Annotated in this window: 3 protein-coding genes; all 3 read left to right on the plus strand. The window is 63.8% G+C overall.

Annotated elements, in window-relative coordinates; translation table 11 throughout:
* On the plus strand, positions 1–1,348 hold a 1,348-nt coding region (locus ACWELQ_RS41140), incomplete at its 5' end, for a fatty acid desaturase (protein ID WP_452402407.1).
* Between the two features lie 61 nt (positions 1,349–1,409).
* A complete protein-coding gene (locus tag ACWELQ_RS41145) occupies positions 1,410–2,585 on the plus strand; it encodes a type III polyketide synthase (RefSeq protein ID WP_452402409.1) in 1,176 nt (391 codons plus the stop codon).
* A gap of 33 nt (positions 2,586–2,618) precedes the next feature.
* Positions 2,619–3,589 (plus strand): ABC transporter transmembrane domain-containing protein (locus tag ACWELQ_RS41150; RefSeq protein WP_452402408.1); only part of this gene is annotated, 971 nt, incomplete at its 3' end.

The following is a 3,589-nucleotide window of genomic DNA, read 5'->3' on the forward strand; positions in this document are numbered from 1 at the left end:
CGACTGGATTTCCAAGCATCCGGGCGGCGAGTTCTTCATCGGCCGGACCAAGAACCGCGATATCACCTCGATCATCGGTTCGTACCACAAGAATCCGGAAGCCATCGGCAAGATCATCAAGAAGTACTCGCTGGATCGCGACGCGCTGCCGGAGGACATCCATCCCAAGGCCAACGCCCCCGCGTTCCTGTTCAACGAGGGCTTCGACAGCTGGCGCGACACTCCGAAGTTCAGCTTCGACAACAAGGACGACCTGCTACACAAGGTCAAGGCGCGCCTGAAGGAACCCGAACTGGCCGCGCGCATCCGCCGCATGGACACCTACTTCAATATCGTGGTGGCCATCCTGGCGGTCGCGTACTTCGCGGTGCAGGGCCTGCGGTTGTTCGAGCGCAGCTGGATGCCGCTGCCGGTGTTCGTGATCGCCATGGTGCTGCTGCGCAGCAGCCTGGCCGGTTTCGGGCACTACGCCATCCACCGGGCCCAGAAGGGCATGAACAAGATCTACACGAACGCCTTCGACTTCAATTACGTCGCACTGGCTTTCGTGACCGCGGACGGCCACGCGCTGCTGCACCACCCGCACACCCAGAGTGAAGTCGACATCAAGAAGAACGTCTTCACCATGATGATGCGGATCCCGCGGCTGTACCGGATCCCGGTGCACACCATGCACAAGTTCGGCCACACCGTGACCGGCATGCTGATGCGCCTGCTCGATGTCTGCCGCCTCACCCGCAAGGTGGGGATCAAGGACATGTACGGCACCTGGGGTGGGGCGCTACCGCACTTCATCGGGTCGTTCGGGGTGCGCTTCCTGCTCATCGGCGAGCTGATCGCCTTCACCGCGATGGGCGACTTCTGGGCCTGGGCACTGCAATTCGTGTTCAGCCTGTGGATCTCCACCTTCCTGGTGGTGGCCAGCCACGACTTCGAGGTCGAAACCGAGGAACTCGAGCACAACTCCGAGGACTGGGGTGTCGACCAGATCGAGCAGGCCTACGACCTGAAGGTGGTCGGAAACCGCTACGTGGACTGCTTCCTGTCGGCGGGCCTGAGCTCGCACCGGGTGCACCACGTACTCCCCTACCAGCGCAGTGGTTTCGCGAACATCGCGACCGAGGATGTGCTGCGCGAGGAGTCCGCGAAGTTCGGTGTCGAATGGCTGCCCGCCAAGAGTTTCTTCACCGACCGCTTCCCGAAGCAGATCCGCACCTACATTCTCGCGCCGTCCGACGACGCGGTGGAACGCAAGTGGGGGTTCATGAAGGAGCACTTCTCACCGCTTGCCCTGAAGACCTGCGCCGTCTACACGGTTCAGGGCTTCACCGGAATCGGCACTGTCTGAACCGATTCCACTGAAAATTCGAGGGGAGTATTTCGTGTCTATCACCATTGATGAAGGGGGCATGGTGCCCGCGACGTCCACCCGGTTCGTGGGAGGCGAACCCGGCTACGACTTCGCACCCGCACCGTTGCCGCCCACCCCGCCGACCACCGTCGGCGTGATCGAGTCCATCGCCACCGGCGCACCGCAGCAGATCTTCTCGCAGGCCGAGGCCGCCGCCCAGGTGGCCGACCTGTTCAGCGATCCGGTGCAGCAGGCGCGGATTCCGCGGATCTACCAGAAGACCCGGATCACCACCCGGCATCTGGCGGTCAACCCGGTCGACCCCGAATTCCTTTCCTACAGCAAGGAAGTCGGCACCATCCGGGATCGCATGAACACCTTCTACGACCACGCGGTGCCGCTGGCCGTGGACGTGGCCGGACGCGCGGTCGCGCATCTCGAGGATCCGGCGACGGAGATCGGGATGATGGTCTTCGCCACCAGCACCGGGTTCATCGCGCCCGGCGTGGATGTGGCCGTGGTCAAGCAGCTCGGCCTCTCGCCCGCGATCAACCGGGTGATGGTGAACTTCATGGGCTGTGCGGCCGCCATGAACTCGGTGCGGGCCGCCGTCGATTTCGTCCGGGCACACCCGGACAAGAAGGCGCTGGTCATCTGCCTGGAGCTGAGCTCGGTGAACGCCGTGTTCGACGACAACATCAACGACGTCATCATCCACAGCCTCTTCGGTGACGGATGCGGCGCGGTGGTCATCGGCGCGAGCAACCCCCAGCAGCCGCTGGCGGCGGGCTCGATCGTCATCCGCGACAGCTTCAGCTACCTGTTCGACGACGCGGAGGACGGAATCGTCCTGGGCGTCAACGACAACGGCATCACCTGCGAGCTGTCGGAGAACCTGCCGCAGTACATCCTCAACGGGGTGGATCCGGTGGTGACCGGGGTGCTGGCGCGCCACGGCATGAGCAAGTCCGATGTCGATCTGTGGGCGATCCACCCGGGTGGCCCGAAGATCATCGAACAGTCGGTGAGCTCGCTCGGGCTCAGCCCCGAGCAGGCGGCGACCAGCTGGGACGTGCTCGCCGAATACGGCAACATGCTCAGCGTCTCACTGATTTTCGTGCTCGAGCAGATGATCGCGCAGCAGGCCGATCAGCCGATCTCGACGGGTGTGGCGTTCTCCTTCGCGCCGGGCGTCACCCTCGAGGGCGTGCTGTTCGACATCATCCGCCCCTGACATAACCAGCCCTTGTAAGTAAGGCCAGCAGTCATGCAACTCATCAGATTCCTCATCTCCATCTCGTGGATGCGGATCGCGGGCGTCATCGCCTCCGGTCTGGTCTGCGGTGCGGCCAATACCTACCTGGTGACATTGATTCGGGGAGTGGTGTCACCGGAACCGCACCCGGCCGTCACCGTGCAGGCCTTCGTGGCGACCGCGCTGATCATCCTGATCAGCGGTGTGATCTCGCAGGTACTGCTGATCCGGCTCGCTCAGGAAGCCATCTACCGGTTGCGCGCGGACCTGAGTGCGCGCATCGTGTCCGCGCCGCTCGAGCATCTCGAGCGGCTCGGGCAGCACCGCCTGATCGCGACGCTGACCGAGGATGTGCGGTCGCTGTCGCAGGCGGTGACCGCCATTCCGAGCATCTGCATCGATCTGGCGACCATCATCGGCTGCTTCATCTTCCTCGCGATCGTGTCGGGGCCGATCTTCGCGACCACGGTCGCGGGCACCCTGCTCGGAATCGCCTGTGTGGAAACGGTTCTCAAGACGGTGCGCCGCCTGTACCGGGATGCCCGCGAGAACGAGGACGGCCTGATCCGTTCCTTCCAGGAGGTGTCGCTGGGCATCAAGGAGCTCAAGCTGCACCGCGGGCGGCGTGGCGAGTTCATGGACAAGCATCTGCTCGGCTCGGCCGAGAAGCTGCGGGTGCAGAACACCGAGGCCGGATCGAAGATGACCTTCGCGCAGGGCTTCGGGCAGCTGTTGCAGCTCGGCACCATGGCGCTGATCCTGTTCGGCCTGGCGCGCGCCCTGCATCTGCCACAGAACGCCATGGTCGGCTATGTCCTTGTCACCACGTTCCTTTCGATGCCCATGCAGAACTTCATGAACCGCATTCCGGATCTGCTGCGCGGTGACGTGGCGCTGGCCAAGATTCGCTCGCTGAATCTGTCCATCCAGACCGCGCACGACGAATCCACGCTGCCGTACACCGAGCGTCCGGCCGCCACCGC

Source organism: Nocardia sp. NPDC004722, from assembly GCF_053601505.1.